15 protein-coding genes are annotated in these 25,771 nt (G+C 68.8%); 8 read left to right on the top strand and 7 right to left on the bottom strand.

The window, feature by feature from the left end:
• The 5 genes from NC4_RS37170 to NC4_RS37150 form a co-directional block, all read right to left on the bottom strand.
• Complete coding sequence (locus NC4_RS37170; protein WP_067548776.1) at positions 1 to 837, bottom strand: ABC-2 transporter permease; 837 nt, start codon at positions 835 to 837, stop codon at positions 1 to 3.
• A complete protein-coding gene (locus tag NC4_RS37165) occupies positions 834 to 1,826 on the bottom strand; it encodes an ATP-binding cassette domain-containing protein (RefSeq protein WP_245722193.1) in 993 nt (330 codons plus the stop codon). The genes NC4_RS37170 and NC4_RS37165 overlap by 4 nt, the downstream gene beginning before the upstream one ends.
• Complete coding sequence (locus NC4_RS37160) at positions 1,823 to 15,100, bottom strand: non-ribosomal peptide synthetase (RefSeq protein ID WP_067548773.1); 13,278 nt, start codon at positions 15,098 to 15,100, stop codon at positions 1,823 to 1,825. Before NC4_RS37160 ends, NC4_RS37165 begins: the two co-directional genes overlap by 4 nt.
• Positions 15,101 to 15,133: 33 nt before the next feature.
• Positions 15,134 to 15,598, bottom strand: a complete 465-nt coding sequence (locus NC4_RS37155) for an AMP-binding protein (protein WP_067548769.1) — start codon at positions 15,596 to 15,598, stop codon at positions 15,134 to 15,136.
• Between the two features lie 167 nt (positions 15,599 to 15,765).
• Positions 15,766 to 16,524, bottom strand: a complete 759-nt coding sequence (locus NC4_RS37150; RefSeq protein ID WP_067548766.1) for a helix-turn-helix domain-containing protein — start codon at positions 16,522 to 16,524, stop codon at positions 15,766 to 15,768.
• 262 nt (positions 16,525 to 16,786) lie between these two features.
• Here NC4_RS37150 and NC4_RS37145 point away from each other — a divergent pair, with 262 nt between their 5' ends.
• Both NC4_RS37145 and NC4_RS37140 read left to right on the top strand, forming a co-directional pair.
• Positions 16,787 to 17,146 (top strand): DUF4254 domain-containing protein, encoded by a 360-nt coding sequence (locus NC4_RS37145; protein WP_067548763.1) that lies wholly within the window; start codon positions 16,787 to 16,789, stop codon positions 17,144 to 17,146.
• Positions 17,147 to 17,408: 262 nt separating this feature from the next.
• Positions 17,409 to 17,765 (top strand): hypothetical protein, encoded by a 357-nt coding sequence (locus tag NC4_RS37140; protein ID WP_067548757.1) that lies wholly within the window; start codon positions 17,409 to 17,411, stop codon positions 17,763 to 17,765.
• A 316-nt stretch (positions 17,766 to 18,081) separates the two neighbouring features.
• Here NC4_RS37140 and NC4_RS37135 read toward each other — a convergent pair whose 3' ends face one another.
• Both NC4_RS37135 and NC4_RS37130 read right to left on the bottom strand, forming a co-directional pair.
• Positions 18,082 to 18,756: a class I SAM-dependent methyltransferase gene (locus tag NC4_RS37135; RefSeq protein ID WP_067548754.1), complete on the bottom strand. Its 675-nt coding sequence runs from the start codon at positions 18,754 to 18,756 to the stop codon at positions 18,082 to 18,084.
• A gap of 79 nt (positions 18,757 to 18,835) precedes the next feature.
• On the bottom strand, positions 18,836 to 19,549 hold the full coding sequence (locus tag NC4_RS37130; protein ID WP_067548751.1) for a GntR family transcriptional regulator: 714 nt from the start codon (positions 19,547 to 19,549) through the stop codon (positions 18,836 to 18,838).
• Between the two features lie 97 nt (positions 19,550 to 19,646).
• Here NC4_RS37130 and NC4_RS37125 point away from each other — a divergent pair, with 97 nt between their 5' ends.
• The 6 genes from NC4_RS37125 (at position 19,647) to NC4_RS37100 (ending at position 25,770) form a co-directional block, all read left to right on the top strand.
• Positions 19,647 to 20,762 carry a TIGR03364 family FAD-dependent oxidoreductase gene (locus NC4_RS37125; protein ID WP_067548748.1) on the top strand — a complete coding sequence of 372 codons (1,116 nt, stop codon included), beginning with the start codon at positions 19,647 to 19,649 and terminating at the stop codon, positions 20,760 to 20,762.
• 10 nt (positions 20,763 to 20,772) lie between these two features.
• On the top strand, positions 20,773 to 21,459 hold the full coding sequence (locus tag NC4_RS37120; protein ID WP_084530151.1) for a phosphonatase-like hydrolase: 687 nt from the start codon (positions 20,773 to 20,775) through the stop codon (positions 21,457 to 21,459).
• A 92-nt stretch (positions 21,460 to 21,551) separates the two neighbouring features.
• Complete coding sequence (locus NC4_RS37115; protein ID WP_067548745.1) at positions 21,552 to 22,619, top strand: 2-aminoethylphosphonate ABC transporter substrate-binding protein; 1,068 nt, start codon at positions 21,552 to 21,554, stop codon at positions 22,617 to 22,619.
• Between the two features lie 22 nt (positions 22,620 to 22,641).
• On the top strand, positions 22,642 to 23,826 hold the full coding sequence (locus tag NC4_RS37110; protein WP_067548742.1) for an ABC transporter ATP-binding protein: 1,185 nt from the start codon (positions 22,642 to 22,644) through the stop codon (positions 23,824 to 23,826).
• A gap of 247 nt (positions 23,827 to 24,073) precedes the next feature.
• Positions 24,074 to 24,970: a 2-aminoethylphosphonate ABC transporter permease subunit gene (locus NC4_RS37105; protein ID WP_067548739.1), complete on the top strand. Its 897-nt coding sequence runs from the start codon at positions 24,074 to 24,076 to the stop codon at positions 24,968 to 24,970.
• Positions 24,971 to 24,972: 2 nt separating this feature from the next.
• A complete protein-coding gene (locus NC4_RS37100; protein ID WP_067548736.1) occupies positions 24,973 to 25,770 on the top strand; it encodes an ABC transporter permease in 798 nt (265 codons plus the stop codon).
• The last annotated feature ends 1 nt before the right edge of the window (position 25,771 follow it).

The following is a 25,771-nucleotide window of genomic DNA, read 5'->3' as shown; positions in this document are numbered from 1 at the left end:
TCACGACCTCTTCGTGTTCAGCCGGACGGTGAAATACAGCGAGAAGAGAATGATGCCGATGCCCCACAGCAGCGGCGGGGTCATGACGGCCCAGCTCACCTCGCCCGCCTTGCCCAGCGAATCGCCGCCGAGGGCGCGCAGGCCGAAGGCGAATTGGGACACGGGCTGATTGCGGACGAAAGGTTCGACCCAGTCCGGGAATTGGGCGGCCGGGGCGAGACCGGTGGAGAGCATACCGAGAATGAGGGGCGGCAGGACCAGCATCTGGGTGGTGGCCTCCGGAGATTTGGTGACGGTGCCGATGACATCCGCGCCCAGGCAGAAGGCGATGCCGATGAGCATGGCCAGGCCCAGGAATCCGAGGGTGTGCGAGAACGGGCCCTCGAACCGGAAGCCGATGACGTGCACCGAGATCAGCGCGGAGATGAGCGCGATGACCATGCGGAAGACATTGGCGGACATGCGCGCCGCCGTCGGGACCAGCGGGTGCATGGGCATGGCGTCGAAGCGGCGGTCCAGGCCGGAGACCATATCGGTGGCGGCGCGGAAGGCGGCGGCAATGGCGGTGAAGGCGGCGGCCTGCAGGATCACGATGGGCGCGAAGAACTGTGCGTAGCTGCTGAATCCGTGCCCGGCGAAGCTCATCACCCGATTGAGCGGAATGTAGAAGCTGGCGGCGAAGGTGACCGGGGCCAGGACGGCGGTGAGGATTTCGCCGGTCTTCACCGACGGCACGATGAGCCGCACCGTCAGCACCCACCACTGTTGCAGCGTGCCCGGTGTGGCGCGGGTGCTGGTGAGCCACGCGCCGGAGGCGGTCGTGGTCGCGGCGGTCACGACCGGGCCTTCCCGTTGAGTTCCTGCTCCTCGGTCATATGCCCGGTGAGAGAAAGGAATACGTCGTCGAGGGAGGGGCGGCGCAGGGCGATGTCCACCAGTTCCAGTCCGGCCCCGTCGAGTCGGCGCAGCGCTTCGGCGAGTGTTTTCGCGCCCTCGGGAGCCGGAATGGCCAGCCGATCCGTATTCCGGCTCAGCGCTTCCCGGCTGGCGTCGGGCAGCAGATCGCCCAGGGCCGTCGCGATGCGCGGTAGTTCCTCGATGCGCAGCGGCACGATCTCGCAGTAGCTGCCGCCGGTGCGCGCCTTGAGTTCGTCCGCGGTGCCGTCGGCAATCACCACGCCGTGGTCGATGACGATGATCCGATCGCACAGGGCGTCGGCCTCTTCCAGGTACTGCGTGGTGAGCAGGGTGGTGATGCCGTGCTTGCGGAAGCCGCTGACCAGATCCCAGACGCCTTGGCGGCTGCGCGGATCCAGGCCCGTGGTGGGCTCGTCGAGGAACACCACCTCCGGCCGCACCACCAGCCCGCAGGCGATATCGATGCGCCGCCGCATACCGCCGGAGTAGGTGCCGACCCGGCGGCCCTTGGCCGCGCCGAGATCGAATTCCTCGATCAGCTCGTCGGCGCGTTTGCGGGCCGCGCCCTTGCGCAGCCCCATGAGCCGCCCGAACATGACGAGGTTCTCGTACCCGCTCAGGGCGTCGTCGAGTGCGGCGAACTGCCCGGTCAGCATGATGCTGCGCCGCACGGCCGCCGCCTCGTTGACGCAGTCGTGGCCCGCGACCTCGGCGCGCCCGGCATCGGGGGCGATGAGGGTGGACAGGATATTGACGGTGGTCGTCTTGCCCGCGCCATTGGGCCCGAGAATGCCGAGCACCTCGCCCGGCGCAGCCTTGAAGGTGATGCCGCGCAGGGCTTGAACGGTTCCGAATGATTTCTCGATGCCTTCGACGATCACGCCGTCCACGCCACTGCCGGGTTTCACTGTGTCCCTCCGAGATGTTCGTCGAGGATGCCGGCGATGGCCGCCAGCGAGTCCGGCGAGGTGAGCTCGTCGTGAGTCGCCTCGATGTCGTAATTGGTGATCTCCCCGGTGATCCAGGGCCGCCAGCCTTCCGGCCCGAAGATGTCCGAGGTGTTCACGGTGCCGCTGAAATACAGTGCGTCACCGTGGAATACCGGCCGCTGATAGCCGGTGCGGGTGCGGGCGGAGGCGTTGTAGGACGCGGCCATCCGCTCGAGGGTGAGCGCGTCCACGAGCGCGACCCCGCCCATGTGCTCGCGAATCAGTTCCGCCGCCTCCTCGGCGGTGGCCTCGGGTGAGACGTCGGCAATGCCGAAGACCTGACCGAAGGTGGCCACGAAGGATCCGGCGGTGAGCTTGTCCACGCTGTCGCCGTCGATATCGGTGCTGTCGGCGTCGAGCAGGGTGAGGGTGCCGATCTGCGCGCCCTCCGCGTGCAGGCGGGTGGCCACGGCGTGCGCGATGAGACCGCCGAAGGACCAGCCGAGCACGTGGTACGGGCCCTCGGGTTGCAGGCGGCGGATCTCGCGCACATAGCGTTCGGCGAAATCGTCGATGCTGCGGGCGGCCGGTTCGCCCGACAGGTCGGAGGCCTGCAGACCGTAGATGGGACGGCCGGGACGCAGCAGTTCGGCCAGCCCCAGATAGGTCCAGGCAATGCCCGAGGACGGGTGGATACAGAACAGCGCCGGTTCGTCACCGTCGGGCCGGATGGGCAGCACCACTTCCAAGCCGAGGCCGGGGCCCGAAGCCGGTTGCGCGGCAGCCAGTTCGGAGGCCGCCTGCGCCTGCTCGCGCTCGGCCATGTACGCCCGCTCCGCCTCGGCGGCCTCTTGCGCCACCGGAGAGTCGGCGAAATCGGCTGCCGCCGTGAGGGATTCCATCCACAGCATGGCCAGTTCGGCGATCTCGTGGCGCGCGGTCAGCGTGACGGGAAAGGTGAAACTGGCCTGCAACCGGTCGCCCACCACCACCGCATTGATCTCGATCTCGGCGGTCACCGGCACCTCGGGGCTCTCCTCGGTGTGCAGGTCGCCGAACTCCTCGGTGGGCAGCCAGCCCAGCCCTTCCAGCCCGGCCGGAATATCGGCGGCGGCGTAGCGGCCCAGATAGTTGAACCCGATGCGGCCCGGAACCCGCTGCGGCAGTGCGCGTGCGGTGTCCTGGTTGAGATAGCGCAGCAGGCTGTAGCCGATGCCCCGGTCGGGAATGTCGAGCAGTTGATGTTTGGACGCCCGGATCGCCTCGCCCATGGCCGGGCCGCCGTCGAGCGCGTCGTCGACATCGATACCGGGCAGCTCCATCCGCATCGGGTACAGGCTGGTGAACCAGCCGATGGTGCGGGAGAGGTCCGCGCCCGGAACGATCTCCTGTTGACGCCCATGCCCTTCCATACGGATGAGCACCGATGCGGGGTTTGGTTCGGTCCTGCCGGTGTGCCCGGAACGCTCGGCCCGCCAGCGCATGACGGCGAGGGCGAGGGTGGCCAGCAGGGCGTCCTCGACGGTGCCGTCGAACAGTCCCGGCAGGGTGGTCAGCAGGGCATTGGTCACCGAGGCGGGCGCGGAGACGTCGACGGCGCGCACGGTGACGGCGCGGTCGATGGCCGGATCCAGTTCCCGCGAGCCGATCAGCGGATCGGGCGTCTCGGCGATCTCGCGCCAGTAGTCGAGTTCACCTGTGCGACCGGCACTGTGGGCTTCGTCGTGCAGCGCGTGCGCCCACCGGCGCATGGAGGTGCCGGTCTCGGGCAGGATGGGCGGCGCGCCGCCGGAGAGCTGCGCCCAGGCGGCGATCAGGTCGGGAATGAGAATGCGCCAGGTCACGCCGTCGGTGACGAGGTGGTGCGCCACCAGAATCAGTCGCCCGGTGCGCTTCTCGGGCCCCGACCCGGCCGGGTCGAACCAGATCAGCTGCATGACCACGCCATTGGCCGGATCGAGCCGGTTGAGCGCCGAATCCACCTCGGTGACGGCGTATTCGCGCAGTTCGACCGTGCTGGCGGCCTGGAACTCGATGCGGTGCACCAGCTTGTCCACATCGACCGTGCCGGGTTCGCGGGTGTGCAGCCGCCATTCGCCGTCGGCGCCGGTGAGCTGCGCGCGCAACATATCGTGGTGATCCACCACGGCGGTGACGGTGGCGACGAGCTGGTCGCGGGTGATGCCGTGCGGCATCTCCAGCACCGCCGACTGCGCGAAGCGCCCGAAGTCCCCGCCGCGCTCGGTCATCCAGCGCACGATGGGCGTGAGCGGCAGCTCGCCGACCCCGCCGCCGGGCAGCTCCTCCAGCACCACCGCGGCCCCGGCGGCCTCGGCCAGTACGGCCAGCGCGGCGACGGTGCGATGCTCGAACACCTGCAGCGGTGACAGTTCGATCCCGCGCAGCCGTGCCCGCGACACCAGCTGGATGGCGAGAATGCTGTCCCCGCCGAGGGCGAAGAACGAATCGTGTACGCCGACCCGCTCGCGGCCGAGCAGTTCGGCCACGATCTCGGCCAGCGCGGTCTCGATGGCATTGGTGGGCGCGCGGTATTCGGTCTCGGCCTCGAACACCGGTTCCGGCAAGGCCTTCCGGTCGAGCTTGCCGACCGCATTGAGCGGGATGGCATCGAGCACGACGAAGGCCGTCGGCACCATATAGCCGGGCAGCGTATCGGCGGCATGGGCGCGAATCGCGGAGATGTCCAGCACGACGCCGGGGGAGGGCAGCACGTACGCGGCCAGTGCGGTCGCACCGCCGGGGCCCGAAACACCGAGCGTGACGGCGAATTCGACACCCTCGGCGCGGGCCAGCACCGCATCGATCTCGCTGAGTTCGATGCGCTGGCCGCGCACCTTCACCTGGAAGTCGGTGCGGCCCAGATATTCCAGCCGGGGCGCGTTGAGCGCGCCGGTCCAGCGCACCAGATCGCCGGTGCGGTACATGCGCTCACCCGGTGCGCCGTAGGGGTCGGCGACGAACCGGGCCGACGACAGTCCGGACCGCTCGTGATACCCGCGCGCCAGCGCGTGTCCCGCCAGGTACAGCTCACCCGCCACGCCCATGGGCACCGGCCGCAGCCGGTCGTCGAGGACGAGAGCGGCCGCGCCCCGGATGGGCCGCCCGATGGTCACCGGCTGATCCGCCTTGAGCGCATCCGAGGTCGTCGCCCAGATGGTGAATTCGGTGGGGCCGTACAGGTTCACCAGCATGCGACCGGCCGACCAGCGCTCGACCAGTTCCGGGCCGATGGCCTCACCGGCCACCGCCAGCACGTGCACGCTCGCGACCGCCGCCGGATCCATGGTCGCCAGCGCGGAGGGGGTGATCACCAGGTGCGTGACCCTCTGGGTGGCAATGAGATCCTGCAGGGCGTCCCCGCCGAACACATCGGGCGGCGCGACCACGGCGGTGCCGCCCGCCCCGAAGGCCATGAGCGCCTCGAAGGCCGAGGCGTCGAAGCTCGGCGAGGCGACCTGCAGCACCCGCGACCGATCGTTGAGCCCGAGCGTATGGTGCTGTGCCCGAACGAGATCGGCGAGACCGCGATGCGATACCGAGACGCCCTTCGGCGTGCCGGTCGACCCGGAGGTGTAGATCAGCCACGCGGGATGATCGGGATTCACCGCGTAGTCGTAGTCCCGCTCCCAGGCTTCGCGCGACCACCGGTCGACGTGAATGACCTTGGTGCGCGCGTCTTCCTGCGGGCCGTCGAGCACCAGCCACTGGATGGTGCCGGGCAGCAGCGGCCGATGCGCGCCGGTGGTGAGTCCCAGCACCGCCCCCGAATCGGTCAGCATGTGATCGATGCGGTCGAGCGGATTGCGCGGGTCGATGGGCAGGAAGGCGGCCCCGGTCTTGGCGGTGGCCCACATGGCGGTGAGCAGTGCCGTGCTGCGGGAAATCGCGAGGGCGACAACGGTTTCCACGCCCGCTCCGGCCGCCGTCAGCTGCGCGGCCAGGAAGTCCGACGCGGTGTCGAGCTCCTGATAGGTGGTGGTCCGCCCGTCGGCGACGATGGCGGGCCGATCGGGGTGATAGGCGGCCGCCGTGGTGAGAATCTCGGCCAGGGTGGTGATATCGTCGCCGCCGCGCGGTCCGCGAAGCGGGACGAGGGCCCGCCGCTCGGCATTGTCGAGCAGGTCGATATCCGAGAGCCGGACATTCGGATCGGCGATGACGGCGCGCAGGATCCGCTGCCACCGGGTCACCACGCGCGCGGCGGTCGCGGCGTCGAACAGATCGGTCGCGTAGCTGAGCGTGCCCTCGAGCCCCGACGGTTCTCCGCCGGGCCGCGGATCGCGCAGATCGAAGGCGAGATCGAACTGCGAGGTATCGCGGTCGAACGGTTCCACCTCGACCCGCAGTCCCGGAAATTCCAGGCTCGGCGGGGCGAAGTTCTGCAGGGACAGCGTCACCTGGAACAGCGGGTGATGTGCCGTGGAGCGGGCCGGATCGAGCACCTGGACGAGGCGTTCGAAAGGCACCTCGGCATGGGCGAAGGCGTCCAGATCGGCGGAGCGCACCGCGGTGAGGAAATCGCGGAACCCGCTGCTGAGATCGACGGGCGTGCGCAGGGCGAGGGTATTGACGAACATGCCGACCAGATCGTCCAGCGCCGCGTCACCGCGGCCCGCGACGGCGGTGCCGACCACCACGTCGGGCGTGCCCGCCAGCCGCGAGAGCAGGACCGCCAGCGCGGCGTGCATGACCATGAACAGGCTGGTGTCGGTCCCGGCGGCCAGGGCCGCCAGCTCGGCGTGCAGCCGGGCGTCGAGCGCGAACGGCAGATCGGTGCTGCGCATGCTCTGCACGGCCGGGCGCGGCCGGTCGGTGGGTAGCTCCAGCACGTCTGGGGTGCCAGCCAGCTTGTCGCTCCAGTACCGGACCTGCTGGGCCGCACGGGATTCCGGATCGCGTTCGTCGCCGAGCAGTTCGCGCTGCCACAGCGAATAGTCCGCGTACTGCACCCGCAGCGGCTCGCGCACCGGCTCCGCGCCCGCGCTGCGGGCCAGGTAGGCGGTGAGCAGGTCGGTGGCGAGGGGCTCCATGGACGCGCCGTCGGCGCTGATGTGATGCACGACCAGCACGACGACATGGGTATCGGGCGCATCGGTGATCCGGAACAGTCCGACCCGCAGCGGCGGTTCCCGGGTCACGTCGAACCCTGTACCGGTCAGCTCCTCGATCTGATCCCGCAGTGCCGCACCGTCTTCGGTCTCCTCGACCCGCATCTCCGGCGCGGCCGCGTCCACGCCGACCACGACCTGCCGGGGGCCGTCGGCATCGCCGGGGTAGATGGTCCGCAGCGTCTCGTGCCGCGTCACCAGATCGGTGACCGCGGCGCGCAGGGCGTCGGTATCCAGTGCGCCGGTGAGCCGCAGCGCGGCGGTGATGTTGTAGGCCGCCAGGCTGGAATCCGTGCGGTTGAGCACCCACATGCGCTGCTGCGCGGGGGAGAGCGGGACCCGATCGGGCCGGATGCGCGGCGCCAGCGCCGGGCGACCGGACAGATCGCCGGAAGGCACGACGCGAGAGGACAATTGCGCGACCGTCGGCGCGTCGAACAGATCGCGCAGTGCGATGGTCGCGCCGAGCACCGTATTCACCCGGGCCACCACCTTGGTGGCGCTGAGCGAGTTGCCGCCGAGTTCGAAGAACGAGCGGTCGATACTGACCTGATCGACGCCGAGGACCTCCGCGAAGACCTTGCCGACCGCGGTCTCCACCGCGGTCCGAGGCGCCAGGTACGGCTCCTGCAGGCTCGCGAAATCCGGTGCGGGCAGGGCATTCCGGTCCAGTTTGCCGACCGGGGTCAGCGGCACGTCGTCGAGTTCGAGGATATAGCTGGGCACCATGTAGCCCGGCAGCGCCGCCGCCACCCGGGTCCGCAGCAATTCGGTATCCAGGGGCGCGCCGCGCACGCCGACCACATAGGACACGAGGACGGTCTGCCCGCCGGGTCCGGGCGCGCCGATGGTGGCCGCGTACTCGACCTCGTCGTCGGCATTGAGCACCGCGTCGATCTCGCCCAGTTCGATGCGCAGGCCGCGAATCTTGACCTGGAAGTCGCTGCGGCCCTGGTATTCCAGCTCAAGCCGTTCGCCGTCCTCGTGCTGTACCTCCACCCAGCGCACCATGTCGCCGGTGCGGTACATGCGGGTGCCGGAGGCCCCGTACGGATTGGCGACGAATCGCGCCGCCGTCAGCCCGAAGCGATTGAAATAGCCGCGCGCCAAGGCGGGTCCGGCCAGATACAGCTCACCGGTCACGCCGAGGGGCACCGGGCGCAGCCAGGAATCGAGCACCATGGCCTGCGCACCGCTGATCGGTCCGCCAATGGTGATCGGTTCCCCGGGCAGCAGTTCCCCGGGACCGGTGGCCCAGATGCTGAATTCCGTGGGCCCGTACAGGTTCAGCATCCGCCGCCCGGGCGCCCAGGCGGCCACCAGTTCGGGTCCGGCGGCCTCACCGGCCACCGACAGACTGCGCAGCTGGGTGAGCCCCATCGGATTCATGGTCGCCAGCACCGACGGGGTGATGACCGCATGGGTCACGCCCTGTTCGCGCAGCAGCTCCTCGAGTTCGCTTCCCCCGTACACATCCGGCGGGGACACCACCAGCCGCCCGCCCATGCCGTGCGCCTTTAGCATTTCGTGCACCGAGGCGTCGAAGCTGGGGGAGGCCACCTGCAGCGTGCGCGACATCTCGTTGAGATCCAGGCCCTTTTCCTGGGTGGCGACCAGATTGGCCAGGCCGCGATGGCTCACCAGCACGGCCTTGGGCTTACCGGTGGAGCCGGAGGTGTAGATCAGATAGGCGACCTGTTCGAGCTTGATCGGGCCGCCGCGTTCGGCATTGGTGATCGGCGCGTCCGAGACGGTCATGACGCGCCGGATGGTGTTCAGATCGTCGAGCAGCAGCCAGTCGATGCTGCCCGGCAGCGTATCGCCCACCGAGCACACCGTCACGCCGATGGGCGCGCGCGAATCGGTGAGAATGTGCTCGATGCGTTCCACCGGATAGTTGGGATCCAGCGGCAGGAACGCCGCACCGGTCTTGGCGAGGGCCCAGACGGCGACCACCGATTCCACCGAGCGGGTCAGGGCCAGCACCACGAACACCTCGCGGCCCACGCCCCGGCGCAGCAGGACCCGCGCGAACCGGTTCGACCAGGCGTCGAGATCGCGGTAGGTCATGGTGAGATTGCCGGAGCTGATGGCGATTCCGTCCGGATTCACCCGCGCTCCGGCGGAGAGGATATCGGCCAGGGTGCGCATGGGCACCGGATCGCCGCCGCGCACCGGCAGCAGCGCGCGCCGCTCGGCCGGATCACAGTGCTGGAGTTGCGCGACCCGGCGCTCGGGCCGGTCGGCGATCTGGTCGAGCAGGTGCACGAACCGGTCGAGCAGCCGCCGCGCCGCGGTCTCGGGCAGGTGGTCGGACATGAATTTCACGCTGATGCACAGGCTTTCGGCGCCGTCCGGGGCGCGCTGCGGGATCACCATGAGGTTCAGCGGATACGGCGTGGCGTCGGTGCCCTCCACATCGAGAATGCGCATGCCCGCTATATCCATGGCCTGCGAGAGGGTTTCGCGGTCGATGGGATAGGACTCGAACACGGTGAGGGTGTCGAAGAGCTCGGACAGGCCCACGGCCTGATGGATGGCGGCCAGGCCGACATGCTGATGATCGAGCAGCCGCGCCTGTTCGGATTGCACCCGCGCCAGCAGATCGGCCACGCGCTCACTGGGATTCAACCGCACCCGCACCGGCAGGGTATTGATGAACAGCCCCACCATCTCCTCGACGCCCGCCAGTTGCGGCGGGCGGCCGGAGACGGTGCCGCCGAAGATGACATCGGTGCGGCCGGTGAGCATGGCCAGCAGCAGAGCCCAGGCGGCCTGCACCGCCGTGTTCACCGTGGCGCCCGTCGCGCGCACGGTGGTTTCCAGCCGGGACAGCTGGTCGGCGCTGAAATCGACTGTCACCATGCCGGATTTGGTGGAGGTGATATCGGCCAGGGTGGGTATGGCCCGGGTGGGCGAATCCACTCCGGCCAGGGCTTCGGTCCACGCGGCGAGGGAGGCGGCGTCGTCCTGGTCGTTGAGCCAGGCCAGGAATTCGCGATAGGAATGCGCGGGCGCGGCGGGAATGGTCTGCCCGGTAATGGAGGCCAGATACCCGGCCAGCAGTTCCCGCACCACCAGCGGCGTGGACCAGCCGTCCAGCACCAGATGGTGATTGGTCATGAGCAGCGTGTACGCCTCGGCGTCGGTGCGCACGAGGCTGAAGCGCAGCAGCGGCGGCCGGGCGAGATCGAAGCGAGAGCCCGCGTCCACGTGCACCAGGCGCTCGAGTTCCCGCTGCCGCGCCGCCGCGTCCGGGATCCCCGTGAGATCGATTTCCTGCCACGGGATTTCGGCGGCGGCGAGGACCAGTTGACACGGCCCGTCGGGGGTCTCGGCGAAGGCCGCGCGCAGCACGTCGTGCCGGTCGAGCAGGGCCTGGGCGGAGGTGCGCAGCCGGGCGGAGTCCACGCGACCGGCCAGCGAGAGCCGCGTCTGCACGGTGTAGCCGTCGGCGGTGTCGGTGTCGTAGCGGGCGTGGAACAGCAGCCCGTACTGCAACGGCGAGAGCGGCCAGACATCGGCGAGGCCCGCGTATTCGCGCTCCCACTCGTCGATGTGCTGCTGTCCGACGGTGACGAGCCCGAAATCGGAGGGAGTGCGCCCGCCCGCGCCGGTGTGGCGCGCATGGGCGGTGAGCCCGGCGAGCGCCTGCGCCCACAGTTCGGCGAACTCGCGCACCTGCGGCTCGGTGAACAGCCGCGACGCATAGGCCCAGGTGATCTCCAGCCCGGCATCGGTGTGGAAGGCATTGATGTCCACGGCCGCCTCGAGCGGTGCGCGATCATCCTGGGTGGCCGCGAAACGGCGTGGCAGCCACGGGGTGTCGCCGCCGTCGGCGGTTTCGACGCCCGCGCCGGTACGGCCCAGATAGTTGAAGCTCAGCTGCGGGACGGCGGTACCGGCCAGCGCCTGCCGGGTCTCGGGATGCAGATACCGCAGCATCCCGTAGCCCACGCCCTTGTCTGGAATGGCGCGCAGTTGCTCCTTGACCGCCTTGAGGGCGGCGCCCGCCGCGGGCCCGCCGCGGAAGGCCTCGTCGAGATCGATATCGCCGAGATCGAGCGCGACCGGGTAGACGCTGGTGAACCAGCCGATGGTCCGGGAGATGTCCGCGCCCGGCGCGATCGCCTCCTCCCGGCCGTGGCCTTCGAGGGTGAGCAGCGTTCGCCGGGTCTTGCGGAACCGGCTCGCCGCCAGCGCGAGCGCGGTGAGCAGAGCGTCGTCGACACCGCAGTGGAAACGCTCGGGGACCAGTTCCAAAGCCGCGGAGGTGGTTTCGGCGTCGATGACGGTGCGCACCTGCCGCATGGTGGCGACGGTGTCGCGCCGCGGATCCAGGGTGCGCGATCCGAAGACCGGATCGGGGGTCTCCAGAATCCGTTGCCACAGCGGCAGTTCCGTCGTGCGCTCGGCGGCCTGTTCGCGCTGCGCGTGCGCCCAGCGGCGGAAGGAGGTGCCGACCGGGAGCAGTTCGCCACCGGCCCAGGCGGTCGCGAGATCCGGGAGCAGAACGCGCCACGAGACGCCATCGGTCACGAGGTGGTGCAGCACCACCCACAGCAGCGGATCCGCGTCCGCGCGCTCGATGAGCACGAAGCGCGCCACCACCCCATTGGCCGGATCCAGCAGATCGGCCGCGGCCTGCAATTCCGCCGAACCGTCGCTGCCCGCGGCCGCATGCACGGTGTGGATGAGCGATTCCGCCCGCACCGTCCAGGGCTCGCCGACCGCCCACTGCCAGCCCACCGAGCCATTGCCGCGGGCCTCGCCGTGATGGGCGAGGGTGCTGCGAAAGAGATCGTGCCGGTCCAGCAGCGCCTGCACCGCGGGCGCGAGGCGGCCTCGATCGACATCGCGGGGCAGGCCGATGAGCACCGCCTGCGCGAAGCGCGGCCAGGTGTCGCCCTGTGCGAGCATGGCGTGCACGATGGGCGTGAGCGGCACCGCGCCGGCACCGCCGCCGGGCAGTTCCTGCAACACCTGCGCGGTGGCGTCACCCGCCACGGCGGCCAGGGCGGCAACCGTCTTGTGCTCGAACACATCCCGGGCGCGCACCGACAGCCCGGCCTTCTTGAGGCGGGCCACCAGCTGGATGGCCACGATGCTGTCACCGCCGAGGGCGAAGAAATTGTCGTCCGCGCCCACCGCGTCGAGGCCCAGCACCTCGGCGAAGACGGCGGCGAGCACCTGTTCGCGTTCGGTCTCGGGCACCCGCCCGGCCGTGGCGCGCGTGCCGAAGTCCGGCTGCGGCAGGGCGCGCCGATCCACCTTGCCCGCCGGGGTGAGCGGCAGGGTATCGAGAACCATGACCGCCGACGGCACCATGTGCGTCGGAAGCTGCTGTCCCACCGTGATTTTCACGGCCTCGGGATCGATCACGGTATTCGCGGCGGCCAGCACGTAGGACACCAGGGCCGTCGCCCCGCCCGGTGTGGTGGCGCCGACCGTGATCGCCACCTCGACGCCCGGATGCCGCGCGACGGCGGCGTCCACCTCGCCGAGTTCGATCCGGAAGCCGCGCACCTTCACCTGCGTATCGCCGCGCCCCACGTATTCCAGTTCGGGTCGCCCGTTGCGCCGCCGCCAGCGGACCAGATCGCCGGTGCGGTACATGCGCTCGCCCGCGGCGAAAGGGCTGGCCACGAAGCGTTCCGCGGTGAACCCGATGCGCTGGTGATACCCGCGCGCCAGCCCGGACCCGCCCAGGTACAGCTCACCGGTCACCCCGGGCGGCACCGGCCGCAGCCAGGGATCGAGGACGACCGCGCTGGTGCCGCGGGACGGGCCGCCGATGGTGATGGGATCGTCCGGCGCCAGCGGCGTGCTCAGCGTCGCGGTCACCGTGGTCTCGGTGGGCCCGTAACCGTTGAGCACGCAGCGCCCGGCCCAGCGCACCGTCAGCTCCGGCGGCACCGCCTCGCCGCCGACGACCAGGGTGCGCAGCCGCGGCAGGGTCTCCGGCTCCAATGAACCGGCCACCACCGGAGTCACATTCAGATGGGTGACCTCCAGCTTGCGCAGCACCCGCGCCAGCTCCTCGCCCGCGTACGCGGCCGGGGGCACCACCGCCACCGTGGCGCCCACCGCGAGCGCCACCAGCAGTTCCTCCACCGAGATGTCGAAACTCGGCGACACCGCGTGCGCCATGACCGCGTCCGAGGCGACGCCGAAGGCCGCGCCCGAGCCGGTCACCAGATTCGCCAGGCCGCGGTGGGTGACGCCGACGCCCTTGGGCAGGCCGGTGGAACCGGAGGTGTAGATCAGATAGGCCAGCTGATCGAGCCGGACCGGAGCGCGCCGATCGTGATCGGTGATCGGCGCGGAATCCGCTGCGGCGAGGGCATTCTCGGTCTCCGGATCGTCCAGCGTCAGCCATCGCACCCGATCCGGCAGCGCCGCCCGCGCGGCGGCGACCGTCACCCCGGCCACCACGCCGCTGTCGGTGATCATGTGCTCGATGCGATCGGTCGGATAGCCGGGATCGATGGGCACGAAGGCCGCGCCCGTGCGCGCCACCGCGATCATGGCCAGCACCGACTCCGCCGAGCGCGGGATCGAAATCGCCACGGCCCGTTCGGGTCCGGCCCCGGACGCGATGAGCACCCGCGCCAGCCGGGCGCTGTACTCGCTGACCTCCCGGTAGGTGAACGCGGTGCCGTCGGCGCGCATGGCAATGGCCGACGGATCGACTTCCGCACCGGCCGCGAGGATCTCGGGCAGCGTGCGCGGCGTGGCGCCGCGGCGTCCGCGGGTGGGAACGAGTTCGGAGCGCTCGGACTCCGACAGTGCCGCCACCGCGGACAGCGGCCCCTGCGCTCCGCCCGCCAGGAAACGGTGCAGGAAGTCCAGGAACCGCGTGTGCAGGGTGGCGAGTTCGTGCTCGCCGTAGCGGTTCGGATTGGCCTGGAAGTCGATATGGGTGCGTTCGCCGCCGACGCCCGGATAGACATTGACGAACAGATCGTCGATGAGACCCGAGGTCAGCACGTGCAACCGGCCGGTCACCCCGCCCAGGCGAATGCGGGTATCGGCCAGCATGAGATTGACCGTCGGCCCGAAACCGCCCACCTCGTCCATGGCCCAGCCGAGATCGCGGACGATGTCCTCCTGGCGGTAGCGCTGGCGGCGCAGGGCGGCGGTGAGCTCACCCTGGGTGGCGCGAATCAGATCGCCGACGGTGGCGGCCGGGGTGGGGTGCAGCCGCAGCGGCACGACATTGGCGACCATGCCGCCGGAGCGGCGCAGGACCGCGGTGGTGCGACCGGACACCGGCAGGCTGAGCACGATCTCGCCGCTGCCGGTCATGGCGCCGACGAAGGCGGCGAAGGCGGCCACGATGATCGGCGCCGGGCTGCTCGACTGTTCGGCGGCGAGCGCGTCCAGCAGGGTCGCGGTGGACTCCGGCAGTTCGCCGCTCAGCAGCCGCGGGTGGGCGTCGACCGCACCCGCGCGCCGCCCCAGGGTGACCGGTTCGGCCATTCCGGCCAGGTGCTCTTTCCAGTACTCCCGGTCGGCCTGCAGCTTGTCCGAATCACGGTAGGCCGCATCGGCTTCCACGATCTTCTCGAGCGGTTCGGCCTTGCCCGCCGGTATCTCCCGGCCCGCGACCGCCGCATTGTAGATCTCGGAGGTGCGCTGCAGCATGGTCAGCGCGCCCACGCCGTCGAGCAGGATGTGGTGGAAGCGCGAGTACCAGTACCATCGGCCCTCGGCCAGTTTCAGCATGCCCACCGTGCACAGCCGGTCGCGCGTCATATCCAGCGGGGCGGTGTATTCCGCGCGCATCCACGCCCGGGCGGCGGCCTCCGGATCCGGTTCGCCGCTCAGGTCGATGGTCTCGATGACGTCCTCAAGCGCGGTGTCGACGATTTGCCATGGCAGCTCGTCGATTTCGAGCAGCCGCAGATAGCCGGTCCCGAACTCCCGGCCCGCCTGCCGCGCCGCCCCGGCGAGCAGTTCGACGTCCACGGCTCCCGTCAGCTCCACGTACTGGGCAATGGAGAAGGGGGTGTCACCAGCTAGCTGTTGGGCGAACCAGATACCGCGCTGAGCCGCCGACAGCGCGAAGGCCGCGGCGGGCAGAGCGGGGGCAGAACCGGACAGGGCAGAGCTGAAATCCATGAAACATCCTGCGTGTTGGTGAAATTCGGCGGGTTAGGAAGTCTTCCTCGCCATATACAGTTCCGCGTCGGTGATCGGTTCATCGGAGCCGGTCAGGTACTGCACCAGGGTGGAGCGGTCGTCCAGCACCAGCCAGCGGCTCGGGTCGGTGATCCGATCGCGGCCCTCCTTCGTGGTGATACCGAAATCGACACGCGCGGCGGTGTTCTCGGTGCTGAAGGGGACCGGGGTCGCGCCGGTCTTGGTGATGGCCTGCCGGGACACGATCGCCTCGAGCTTGGGCACGTCGGCGATCACCACGCGGGTGCCGGGGCGGGCCCCGAGGGTGAGCAGCATGCGGGCCAGGCGATTCGACCACCGATCCAGCTCGGCGTAGGTCAGATCGCAACCGGCGGCGGTGACCGCCACGGCGGTGGGATCCGAGTGGAGGGCAACGGGCTCCCCGCTCGCCCGCATCGGAACGAGTGTGATGGCGGGCGATTCGGCCGTCGTGCACATCGATATCATCCTCTCGGAAGTGCGACTGTGTGGTGCTGTTCGGGATGTATCCACTGTCGCAACCGCCGAGCTCAGGCGACAGCAACCCGAGTGTTGCCGATTACCGCCCCGAGGGTGAGGGATTGTCCACCTAGGGTGGGTGGAAGATCAAATCGTGATCGGGAAGATCAACTTCCTAGGTCGACGATGGCCTGGGAGATCATGGCCATGGAATCGCGGGGGCTCAGCGCCATGGCGCGCAACTGATCGAACATGACGCCGTAGCGGCGCACCTCCGGATGGCCCTCGATGAGTTCGTCGCTGGCGATGCCCTCCACGTAGACCAGTTCCGGATCGGCCGGGTCGGGGAAGTCCAGCAAGATGAACGAGCCCAGCATGCCCGGGTGCGCGCCCGCGTCGAAGGGCAGGATCTGGAGAATCACATTCCGCTTCTCGGTGTGGAACAGCAACTGTTCGAACTGTTCCCGCATGACCTCCGGGCCGCCGACGAGCCGTCGGATGACGGCCTCGTCCAGGACCACCCACAGCTCCAGGGGATCGGACTTGTCCTTGGTGAGCACCCGGCCGCGTTCCTGGCGGGCCCGAACCCGTTGTTCCCGAACCTGTTCGGAGATCTTGGGCATGGTGGTCTCGTAGACGGCGTTGGCGTACGCCTCGGTCTGTAGCAAGCCCGGGACGTAGGTGGACTGGAAGAAGCGCGCCGAGAGCGCCTCGGCCTCGAAGTTGATGTACGCGCCGTAGACCTCGGAGACGGCGTCCTCGAAAGACCTGGCCTGCGCGGTCTCGATGCGATACAGCGTGGTGACGTTGATTCCGGTTTTGGCGCTGACCACCTCTTTGCTGAGATGGGCGTCCTCACGCATCTCGTGGAGCATCGCCGCGAGGCGGCGCAAACGGACGGTAAGCACGGTGCGCTTGCCTGCCATGACAACCCTTTCGCTTAGCGCACTGGCAAGAACGCATTCTTGCGTTCTTGCATTTGTAAGAGCATGATCCAGCTAGCCTATTCGTGAACAACCGATCCGATGAGCGGTATAGCTGAATCCGGAGACCAATCATGTTGGTGCGATTAGTGATGTTGTCGGGTGTGTTTGGGGAGTCGCGATGACCATGTCGATAGCCGGCAGCCTGCCGACTGCCCCGCAATTGCTCTGCGCCTTCCAGGGCCGTCGATTTCAAGATCGAGTCATGCTCCGATCGGCACATGCCCTCGCCGAGCTGCACGAGCGGCGAGCACAGGTCCGGGATCCCATGTTGATCACCGAGATCGATTGTCGTCGAGACGAACTCGTTGACGATATCAACGATTGGGTGGGTCAGGAACTGCCGCAACATCGCAATGGCGCCGCGCTGCACACGGAAAGCCTTGGGGCGGTGGTGGACCGTATGGCCAGGAGCTGGGTGGAAGCCAATCAGGTGATAGATCATGAAGGCGAAGCCAGTGATAAAACCCATAAACACTGGTACCATCTGGCCGAACTGGTTGACGGCTACACTGTTTTCGTAATCGACGTGGCCGGTGGCCGCCGCCGTTTACCAGAACAATGATTCCAAATGCATTGACACAATTGATGCATTGCCACGGAATCATTGTCGTCAGCGGTGACGTCAACCGAGTGGCGCTATCGGACCAGTAGCTCGCTCTCGCCGTGAGACGTCGCCCGCCCCAAGACGGCGGGCGCAACGGGGCGCCCCGCCCGGCGTGCCGCGTGGTCGACTGGCGCGGCACGCCCGCCCCTGATCTCACGTATTCCCCTTTGCGAAATTGCGGTCGCAAATCGGCTTTTCACATTCGAGGACGGAGTCTGTCGTGACAGCGGGTGAGACCACCGCCGACCTGCTCTACCAACAGGCCCGCACCGGCGTCTTCCGCATGGATATCCCTGCGGCCCGCAAGTGCGCCGCGAACTTCCTGCGCTTCGCCGATGCCCTGGACCCGCACATCGACGATTCCCGTCGCCTACACACCCTCGCCGGTTTCGGCGGCTTCGACTCCGCCGGTCAGCTCCGGTACGGCTTCGAGGCCAAGGGCGCCCGATTGACCGAAACCCTGACGGCGCTACAGGACTCGGCGCTGCGCATGGCGGCCGCGCATCTGCTGGCCGCCGGGCTCATTGCCGATACCGACCACGCCCGCCCGCTGCTGGCAGCGACCGCGGGCCTCTAGACTCCGGCACCGATCCCTCCCGGAGAACAGTTGGGCTGGTACCACCAGGTACCAGCCCAACTGCCGTGTGCGGAGAAGGCGCCATCCAAATGCTCGGCGGCCACGAATAACTGCCAATCCATTTCTGGATGCGTAAATCAGTACGGACCTGTCGGTTTTTCAACTAGCTGTAGGAGGGCGTGATGATTCCGAGCTTTGTCGGCACGATCGTCGGTATGGTCAACAGCTTCCTTGGAATGCTTCTGATTCCGTAGGTGCGCTGTGACTTCCGGTCCGGGGCGGACGTCCCGGACCGGTCTTTGCGCGCGGCCGGTGATCAGGTCAGGGCCGGTTTGACGGCCGCGATGTGCAGCAGCGCCCCCGAGGTTTCGAGGCGCTCGGGGTGCAGGCCCGCCGTGGCCATCCAGGTGTCGTAGTCGTCGCGGGTGCCGCTGGGACCGAAGACGCCCGAGGTGCGCATGGTCAGCTGGAACAGTTCGGAGCGCCGCCCGGTGCCGCGGATGATGGCGGTGCCGACGAGCCGCCCGCCCGGTTTCAGGCAGCGGGCGATATCGCGCAGGGCGGCGGCCGGATCGGGCAGGCAGTGCAGGCCGTTGTAGCTGATGCAGATGTCGAAGCTGTTGTCCGGGAACGGGAGTGCCTCGATATCGGCTTCGGTGCAGGTGAAGGTGGTGAGACCGAGATGCGCCGCGCGGGCGCGGGTCCGGTCGAGCATGGCCGGGGCGATATCGGCGGCGATGTAGTGCACCTTCTGGTCCGGGCGCAGGGCGCGCAGCGCCACGCCGCCGCCGCACGGGACATCGAGAACGGAGGTGTCGTCGGGGAGTTCGGCCAGGAAATTCATGCTGTCGTAGAACAGGTCGACATCGGTGCCCCAGAGGACGCGACCGGCCGGGCGGGCCAGTTGCTCGCGTTCGACGACGGCGTCGTAGAGGCCCGCGCCGATGACGCCAAAGGTGTTGTTGCGCCAGGTGTCCCGTGTGTCGGCCATCGCGTGTCCCTCTGCTCCGGGCGCCGCACCGCACGCCCATATGTCGCAGGATAGTCCGGTTCCGGGCCACCCGCGCGGATCAATCCTGCAGGGTCGCTTGGAATGCGATGCGATCGCCGCGGTAGAGCGAACGGACCCGCTCCACCGGGACGCCGTCGATGTCCACGCTGCGCCGGTGCAGCAGCAGCATCGGGAGAGCGGTGGTGCATTCGAGCAGGGCGGCCTCGCGGGGCGAGGCGAGCACGGTCTCGATGCGTTCGGTGGCCTTGGCGTAGACAACGCCGCCCGCGCGGACCGCCGCATAGAGCGAGGTCGACGGGTCGTAGGACGCGCGCAGGCCCGCGAACCGGGGCAGGGGCATGAAAGTGCTTTCCAGGCCGATGCGTTCGCCGTCCGCCAGCAGGATGCGCTCCAGGTGCATGACGGGAGCGCCCACCTCGATGCCCAGTACATGGGCGGTGTCGGCGTCGGCGGGGATATCGGCCCAGTCGACCAGGAGGCGGCCGGGGGTGCGGCCGAATTTCAGGGCGCCCTCGGTATAGGAGCGCAGTGACAAGGGCTGCACCATCTTCGGCCGCGAGACCACCGTGCCCCGGCCCTGGCGGCGAATCCTGCCCTCCACCAAGAGTTCTCGCACCGCCTGGCGCACGGTCTCGCGCGCCACCCCGCAGCGCAGCGCGAGCTCGCGCTCGGAGGGCAGCTGATCGCCCTCGGCCAGTTCGTCGAGCAGCGATTCCAGTTCCGCGCGCACGCGGTAGGACTTGGGCATGCGGGCCGATGATTCGGAAAGCATGGGCCCCAGCGTACCCGTAATTGGTCTATACCAATTGTTAACCTAGCGTTTGCGTACGAAACACTCCTAGGTCTAGACCATTCGCCACCATGGGTGCATGCGATTGGTCATCATTGGAGGCGGCATTCTCGGCACGGCCCACGCCCTGGCCGCGGTCGGCCGCGGTCACAACGTGGTTCACCTGGAGCGGGAAGCCGAGGCGCGCGGCGCCACCGTTCGCAACTTCGGGCTGGTGTGGGTCTCCGGGCGCAGCGCGAACGAGCTCGACATCACGCTGAAGTCCCGGCAGCTGTGGGAGGAGATCGGCGGCAAGGTGCCGGGCGTGGGCTTCCGGCCCGCGGGCTCGATCACCCTGGTGCGCACCGAAACCGAACTCGCCGTGGCCGAAGCGGCCGCGGCGGGCGCATCGGCCGAGGAGCGCGGTTTCGAGCTCCTGGACGCCGACCGGGTGCGCGCCCTCAATCCGGCGCTGCGCGGCAAATCCCTTGCCGGACTGCACTGCTCGGCCGATGCGGCGGTGGAGTCCCGGCAGGCGCTGCCCGCGCTGCGGCACTACATGGAGGCGACCGGGCGCTACAGCTTCTTCGCCGGGACCGAGGCGCGCACCGTCACCGGCGCCACCGTGATCGACGACCGCGGTCGCCGTCACGAGGGCGACCTCGTCCTGGTCTGCCCGGGTGCGGCGCACTCCGGTCTCACCCGCGAACTGGTCGGCGATATTCCGGTCCGGCGCGTACGGCTGCAGATGATGCAGACCGCCCCGCTGGGCGAGCCGCTCACCACCGCCGTCGCCGACGGCGACAGCTTCCGCTACTACCCGGCCTTCCAGGGCCCCGAGCTCGACCGCCTCAATCGTGAAGAGGCCCAGCCCTTCACGGCCGCCCAGCACAAGATGCAGCTGCTGTGCGTGCAGCGGCTGCACGGCGGCCTCACCATTGGCGACACCCACGAATACGACGAGCCCTTCAACTTCGACGTCGACGAGGCGCCCTACGAGCACCTCACCGCCGTGGCCGAGAAACTGCTGGGCCGCAAGCTGCCGCAGGTGGTGCGGCGCTGGGCGGGCGTGTACAGCCAGTCCATCGATCCGGGCGTCATCGTCACCCGCGCCCAGGCCGCCGACAACGTCTGGGTCGTCACCGGTCCCGGCGGCCGCGGTATGACCCTCGGCCCCGCCCTCGGCGAAGAGACCGCCGACCTGCTCAACCTGTAAAGGAATCGCCGTGGCCGACAAGCAGATCGACCTCGCCGTCCTCGATATGGCCGGTACCACCGTCGCCGATGACGGGCTCGTGATTCGCGCCTTCGAGCAGGCCGCCACCAGTGCCGGGATCCCCGCCGAGGGGCCCGAGCGCGAGGCCGCTCGGCAGTACGTCATCGACACCATGGGCCAGTCCAAGATCGTCGTCTTCCGGGCGCTGCTCGGCGACGAGGAGAAGGCGCAGCGTGCGAACGAAGCCTTCGAGACCGCTTACGCCGAGTTCGCCGACGCCGGGGTGACCCCGATACCCGGTGCCGAAGAGGCCATTTCGGCACTGCGCGCGGCGGGCATCAAGGTGGCGCTGACCACGGGATTCAGCCGCGCCACCCAGGACAAGCTGCTGAACGCCCTGGGCTGGAACGATATCGCCGATCTCACCCTAGCCCCCTCGGATGCCGGTCGCGGCCGTCCCTACCCGGACATGGTGCTCACCGCCGTGCTCCGGCTCGGCATCGACGCCGTGGATCGCGTCGCGGTGCTGGGCGACACCGGCAGCGATATCGGCACCGGTCTGGCCGCGGGCGCGCGCATTGTCGCGGGCACGCTCACCGGCGCGCACGACGAGGCGCAACTGCGCGCCGCCGGAGCCACCCACGTGGTGGCTTCGGTGACCGAATTCGCCGAGTTGCTGCTGGCCGAGCGAGCCTGAGATTTCCCGTCGCCCCGGCTGCCCGCCGGGGCGACGGGATGTTCCCCATCCCTTCGACTTCCACACCCCACGAACCGAAAGTTGCAGTCACCGTGCGTAATACGAACAACCGCCTCGCACGCACCCTCGCCCGCACCGCCCTGGTCCTCACCTCCGTCACCGCGCTCGCGCTCGGCCTCACCGCCTGCGGCGGCACCGGGGCCGACTCCAGCGATGGCAAGAAGGTCACCGTCTACTCCGCCGACGGCGTCGGCGAGTGGTACAAGACCCAGTTCGCGAAGTTCAAGGAGCAGACCGGTATTGCGGTCGACCTCGTGGAAGCCGGTTCCGGTGAGGTCGTCAACCGAGTCGAGAAGGAACAGTCCAACCCGCAGGCCGATGTGATCGTCACGCTGCCGCCGTTCATGCAGAAGGCGGACAAGTCCGGGCTGCTGCAGTCCAGCGGCGTCGACACCGCCGCCTACCCGGCTGCCGACAAGGACGCCGCGGGCAAGTGGGTCACCCTGGCGGGTAACTACCTCTGCTTCATCGCCAACCCATCGGTCGATGCCGCCAAGCTCACCTGGGACGATCTGCTGAAGCCGGAGTACAAGGGCAAGCTGCAGTACTCCACCCCCGGCCAGGCCGGTGACGGCACCGCCGTGCTGATCCTGCTGCAGCAGCTCTACGGCAAGCAGGGCGCGCTGGATTACCTGGCCAAGCTGCAGGCCAACAATGTCGGCCCGTCCTCCTCCACCGGCAAGCTGCAGGCCAAGGTGGACAAGGGCGAGATCCTCATCGCCAATGGCGATGTGCAGATGAACCTGGCGACCATCAAGGAGAAGGGTTCCAAGTTCACCGTCTTCTTCCCGGCCGCCGCCAATGGCAAGCAGTCCACCGTCGCCGTGCCCTACCTGATGGGCCTGGCCAAGGGCGCGCCGCATTCCGCGGAGGGCAAGCAACTCATGGAGTTCCTGCTGTCGGCCGAGGTGCAGAAGACGCTGCCCGACGCCAATGCCGTGTCCGCGCGCACCGATCTGGGTGATGTGACCGCGACCGGCTCCGGCCCGACCCCGGCCTCGCTCATCAAGAACGTCGAAGTCCTGCACCCGGATTGGAACCAGGTCCTCAGCGATCTCGACGCCGACCTCGCGGCGTACCAGAAGGCCACCGGTCAGTAACCGAACACCAGGAGCAGCAACCATGTCCTCCGCGTTGACGACTCAGTCGGTGGCGGCCGCGACCGCCGCCGAACCGGCCATCGTGTTCGACCGGGTCGGTGTCACCTACGGCCGCGGCCGTAAAACCACTGTCGCACTGGCCGATTTCAACCTGCGCGTCGCCGCGGGGGAGACGGTTGCCCTGCTCGGACCCAGCGGTTCCGGCAAGTCCACCGCGCTCAAGGCCCTGGCCGGATTCATCCGGCCCACCTCGGGCGCGGTGCGACTGGCCGGGCGCGACGTCACCAACCTCTCGCCCGCCAAGCGCGGCATCGGGGTGGTGGTGCAGTCCTATGCGCTGTTCCCGCACATGCGGGTGCACGACAATGTGGCCTTCGGGCTGAAGGCGCATCGCGTGCCGCGCAACGAGATCGAGGCCCGGGTCACCGAGGCCCTCGATATGGTCGGCATGGGCGCCTACGCGTCCCGGCTGCCCCGCGAACTGTCCGGCGGACAGCAGCAGCGCGTCGCCATCGCCCGCGCCCTGGCCATCCGCCCCAAGGTGCTGCTGCTCGACGAACCCCTCGCAGCGCTGGACGCGCAGCTGCGCCAGAACATGCTGGGCGAACTGCAGCAGCTGCGAAAAGCGTTGCCGGACAACGCCATGATGTACGTGACTCACGACCAGTCCGAGGCCCTCGCCCTCGCCGACCGCATCGCCGTCATGCGTGACGCCCGGCTCGTCGATATCGATACCGCACACAACCTCTGGCAGCAGCCTTCCACCGACTTCACGGCCTCGTTCCTGGGCGGCGCGAATCTCCTGCCCTGCGAGGTGAAGCACGTCTCCGGCACCGCCGCTCTGGTCACGGTAGGCGAGCACACCCTGCGTGCGGAGGCGCCGCCCGCCGGTGTGGGCCGTCCGGACTGGGTCCCGAATGCCGACGCCCTCCTGTGCGTCCGCCCGCACACGGTGCGGGTCGTCCCGCTCACCGAACGAGATGCGCTGCGCGGCACCGTGACAACCAGCGTGTGGAAGGGTGCTACAACTCGACTGCATCTGGACGTTGCCGGGATACCGGTCGAATTCACCGCCGACGTGCCGGGCCACGCACCGTTCGATGCCGGGGACTCGGTGGGCGTGAAGTTTGCCGATCCCGCCGGTGTCCTGATCCCGCCCGGGATCGGAACGGACTCGGCCGCTGCGGATCCCGAGGTGCGAGCATGAATGAAGCGCCGAACCGAACCTGCCGCCCGAGCCCTTGCGTCGAGCCTGCCCGGACCCGGGGCGTGAGCGCGAGTGTTGTGCCGAGTCGAGGCCGAGGTGCGGGTATGTGTGTCGGATCGGATCGGATCGGAGGTGCGGACCCGAGTGACGTGCCGGACGAGATCCGGGGCGCGGGGGTGTGTGTGGCGCCGAATCGAGCTCGGGATGCGGATGTCAGCGTAGTGCCGATCCGTGAGGGGGACCGGTCGTGACCGCTCTGCTCGAATCTCCTGCTGCGGCATCGGCCCCGGAGGCGCATCCCCGGCGGCGGAGCTGGCGTCCGGTGCTGTGGACGTTGCCGCCGGTACTGGTGGTGTTGCTGATCGCCGTCTATCCGATTGCCCGGGTTCTGCTGGAGTCCACGCGGACGAAGGAGGGTGGGCGCGGGACGGGCACCTGGTCGAGTGTGCTGGCGGAGGAGTCGTTCCGGAATGCCCTGTGGCGCACCGTCTCCATCGCCGTGACGTCCACTCTCGGCTGTCTGGTGCTGGGCACCTTCCTGGCGATTGTGCTGGCATTCATTCCGTTTCCCGGATCGCAGCTGGTCGGGCGGCTGATCGATACGGTGCTCACGCTGCCGTCGTTCTTGGTGACATTGGCCTTCACATTTCTCTACGGGACGGCCGGGGCGGTCAATGCGCTCATCGGTGAGATCACCGGGAGTGGGGAACCGGCGCTGAACTTTCTCACCACGCCGTGGGGCGTGATTCTCGCCGAGATCACGTTCTTCACGCCGTTCGTGGTGCGGCCGCTGCTGGCGGCGTTCGCGCAGCTGCCGCGCGAGCAGCTCGACGTGGCTTCGAGCCTGGGCGCCTCGCCGTGGCGGGTGCTGCGGCAGGTCGTCATGCCGGAGGCGTGGCCCGCGTTGGCGGCCGGTGGCAGTCTCGTTCTGCTGTTGACGCTCAACGAGTTCGGCATCGTGCTGTTCACTGGGGCCAAGGGCGTCATCACCCTGCCCGCGCTTATCTACACGCGTGGCATCGTCACTTTCGACCTGCCGGGTGCGGCGGTGCTGGCGTCCATTCAGGTGCTGCTCTCGCTGACGCTCTACATCGGCTATCGCGTGATCTTCACGCGGTTGACCGGAAACCGAAAGGAGGGCTGACCATGCTGGTCTGGACCCGCCGCGGTCGCCTCGTCGTCCTCGCGGTCTTCGCCGTGGTCGTCACGGTCGTCTTCGTGGCGCCGATCGCCACCGTCGTGGCGGCAGCGTTGGCCGGGAGTTGGACCGGGCCGCTGCCGTCGGATCTCGGCTTCGCCAACTTCGGTGAAGCGCTGTCCGGCGAACAGGCCGCCAGCCTCTCGGTGAGTCTCCAAACTGCTCTGCTGGCGGGCGGTATCGCCTTGATCCTTGGTACCTGGGCCGCGCTCGCCGCGCGCGAAGCTCCGACATGGCTGCGCGCCATTACCGATGCGGTTTTTCATGTTCCCGTGGCCGTTCCCTCGGTGGCTATTGGCTTGGGTGTGCTGATTGCGTTCAACGAGCGGCCTCTGCTGCTCGGCGGCACGAAATGGATTGTCATTCTGGCGCACACGGTGCTGGTCCTGGCGTACGCGTTCAGTGGTGTGTCGGCGGCGCTGGATCGGCTGGACCCCGGTTACCAGCAGGCGGCCGAATCGCTGGGGGCGGGGCCGATCCGAGTTCTCTTCCGAATTACCCTGCCTCTCTTGCTGCCCGCCCTGGGCGCGGCGGCGGGCTTGGCCATCGCCTTGTCCATGGGGGAACTCGGGGCGACCATCATGGTTTACCCGGCGAGCTGGAAGACGTTGCCTGTCACCATCTTCTCGGCGACCGACCGTGGCGAGGTCTTCGACGCTGCGGCTAGCACTACGTTGCTGGTTTTGGTGACGCTTGTCGCGCTGGTGATTCTCGGGCGGTTGAAGGGGCGCGCTGCGCTGAAATGAG

The organism is Nocardia crassostreae (genome assembly GCF_001613405.1).
GTDB classification, from domain to species: domain Bacteria; phylum Actinomycetota; class Actinomycetes; order Mycobacteriales; family Mycobacteriaceae; genus Nocardia; species Nocardia crassostreae.
The sequence above is the reverse complement of the archived record's forward strand: the minus strand, read 5'-3'. Positions and strand labels throughout refer to the sequence as shown.

What these genes read in the sequence shown, in the direction of transcription:
- NC4_RS37110 (WP_067548742.1), top strand. Translation starts at nt 22,642, where the DNA reads ATGTCCTCCGCGTTGACGACTCAGTCGGTGGCGGCCGCGACCGCCGCC.
- NC4_RS37160 (WP_067548773.1), bottom strand. Translation starts at nt 15,100, where the DNA reads ATGGATTTCAGCTCTGCCCTGTCCGGTTCTGCCCCCGCTCTGCCCGCC.
- NC4_RS37125 (WP_067548748.1), top strand. Translation starts at nt 19,647, where the DNA reads ATGCGATTGGTCATCATTGGAGGCGGCATTCTCGGCACGGCCCACGCC.
- NC4_RS37150 (WP_067548766.1), bottom strand. Translation starts at nt 16,524, where the DNA reads ATGGCAGGCAAGCGCACCGTGCTTACCGTCCGTTTGCGCCGCCTCGCG.
- NC4_RS37145 (WP_067548763.1), top strand. Translation starts at nt 16,787, where the DNA reads ATGCTCCGATCGGCACATGCCCTCGCCGAGCTGCACGAGCGGCGAGCA.
- NC4_RS37155 (WP_067548769.1), bottom strand. Translation starts at nt 15,598, where the DNA reads ATGTGCACGACGGCCGAATCGCCCGCCATCACACTCGTTCCGATGCGG.
- NC4_RS37100 (WP_067548736.1), top strand. Translation starts at nt 24,973, where the DNA reads ATGCTGGTCTGGACCCGCCGCGGTCGCCTCGTCGTCCTCGCGGTCTTC.
- NC4_RS37130 (WP_067548751.1), bottom strand. Translation starts at nt 19,549, where the DNA reads ATGCTTTCCGAATCATCGGCCCGCATGCCCAAGTCCTACCGCGTGCGC.
- NC4_RS37135 (WP_067548754.1), bottom strand. Translation starts at nt 18,756, where the DNA reads ATGGCCGACACACGGGACACCTGGCGCAACAACACCTTTGGCGTCATC.